This is a genomic window from Methanoregula sp., from assembly GCF_002835825.1.
Taxonomy (GTDB): domain Archaea; phylum Halobacteriota; class Methanomicrobia; order Methanomicrobiales; family Methanospirillaceae; genus Methanoregula.
The window spans coordinates 1-2,139 of sequence record NZ_PIZH01000370.1 but is presented as its reverse complement, the minus strand read 5'-3'; the positions used below and the strand labels follow the sequence as shown (position 1 = coordinate 2,139).

The 2,139-nt window shown below is 52.6% G+C and carries 2 protein-coding genes; both read right to left on the bottom strand.

Annotated features, from left to right (window positions below; all coding sequences use genetic code 11):
• Positions 1–1,467: hypothetical protein (locus tag CW742_RS11170; RefSeq protein ID WP_292420402.1), on the bottom strand; the 1,467-nt coding region annotated here is incomplete at its 3' end.
• A 319-nt stretch (positions 1,468–1,786) separates the two neighbouring features.
• On the bottom strand, positions 1,787–2,139 hold a 353-nt coding region (locus CW742_RS11165; protein ID WP_292420400.1), incomplete at its 5' end, for a hypothetical protein.

The following is a 2,139-nucleotide window of genomic DNA, read 5'->3' as shown; positions in this document are numbered from 1 at the left end:
GTAGTGCACGTCCCCGGCCCGCACGGACCGCGAACTCGTGCTCGAGATCAATCGTTCAGCGCTGGGTATCACAACCGGCGCCGCAGCACTGACCAGGCGGGCACTGTTGATCGCCGCTCCCATAGGAGTAAGGGCAAACATCACGCTCGCGACCTTGAACAACGGGTGATCCGTAACGGTCGACCAGGCTTCTGCAATTGCTGTCGGAATCTTCGTTATCCATTCCCAAAGACCCTTGACAGATGCCGTCAGCCACTCGAACCCGGCCCGGACGCCCGGTACCGTATCAGCAAGCCATTGGATGGACTGACCGAGCATGGAATCTTTCCACCCCTTGGTGTGCAGGTCCCAGAGCAGGTAGAGGATCCCGACTAGGGGAATCAGCGGCCAGAGGACCGCAAGCTCGGACGCGGCCAGGGCCGTATATGCCCCAGTCAACAGGCTGACGGCACCGGTCAGAATGCCGGTTTTTCCTATGAGCATGGCCTGCACACCCCCCCAAAAAGTTCCGGTAGTTGAAATCGCAACCAACTCTTTATTGAGCATCATGAATGCTGCAGCATTCAACAGCGTGAACGAGCCCAGGAGTAACATCCCCGTGGCGAGGATCCCCACAATCCCGATCGCGCCCTTCACCGGTCCGGGAAGGCCTCGGATAACATCGATGCCCCAGTTGATGGTCTTCACAACCGAAAGGATAACCGGGAGGGCACCGCTTGTGATCTCCCGCTGCAGCTCCGCCCAGGTGACAGTGCTGCGCTGGATCTCCTCATTCATGGACTCCTGGGTGAGGTCCACCTTACTGAGGATATCGCCCTGGTGAGCCAGGACCTCGTTTACGAACGCGATCTTCTGCTGTTCCTGAGTGAGTGCATTCGCGCTGATGCCGAGGGTCTGGGCGTATTTCTTGTTGGCGGCATCGATATCGATGATGATACCAAGGTTATCCAGCCAGAGTTTTGATTCACGGGCGGTACCGACCATCAGTGAGTTGTAGTAGTACGACACGTCCCCGCCAAGTTGCCGGGCGGCTGCACGAGCCATCTGCGTCATGGGCGAGAGCGCGTTTTTGTTGATCCCGAGCAGCATTGCAAGGTTCGCTTTCTGGATCAGCTCGGTCTCGTTGATCACGCCCCCGGAAGCGCGTTTCATTTCTGCGAGCATCTGATCGGTTTCGCTGCCCATGTTCGTCCGGAAGGTTACCATGGCGTCCTGGTATTCGGCCAGATCCTTGGTGCCTTTGCTGAAATATGCGAGGCCAAAAGCACCACCGACACCGGCAGCTGCCCCAACGCCAAGGAAAACGTTTCGGTACGAGTCCCCGGCCTCCTTGGCAGCCTTGGAAACACCCCCGAGGGTTTCCTTTGTTTTATCCGCTTCCTTATTGATCTTCGCCATGGGATCTGTCGCAGCATCGACAAGACCCACTTCAACGAATAATGATCGGATGGCACCGGTCAGGCTCATGAATGAAGATCAGGAAAAATTGTTATAAAGAAAGGTCGAACGGAATTGTATGGAAGATGGTATAGCCTGTCCATTTTATTTTAATTGGACATACGTTGGAGGAAAAGGTGCTACTTGTATGGAAAAGTTATGCAAGCTCTGGAATCGCGAAGAAAACGACTGCAATTTTAACGTCATTGCAAAACGGTTGAAATCTTAATTATATCTCTATTTCAGGGGCACCCCAGATCGGCATCACAATTATCTCGCATGATAATTGATTGGAGTCGCTGTGCTTTCTCACTAAAGCGTTCAGACTTAGGCAAAACTCCGAATGCTTTCATAGCCCAATTATACCGCTCCATCGCGTAGTATTTTTGGGGCCGGTCAATCTTGGATCGTTGAACCACGCAACGGGTCGAGCCCGGCAATCTGTCCGGCACATCACTTCCAATGCAAGGCGTTCGTTTTGGGATCCCCGATGGATAATTTTCCCATGCAGTTCCACTTCCTCAACTGGACTCCGTTCATCAAGAACACCGAGAAAAATCCAACCGCCGTATCCTGTTTTCTGATAATTATTAACAATTGAAATTAGATTTTTATTCTTATCAAAATATGTGCCGTTTCTGCTGATTGCTAGCAGATCTTCCATCAGATCTGCTTGTTTATCTGTCACTAGTACTTTCCAGT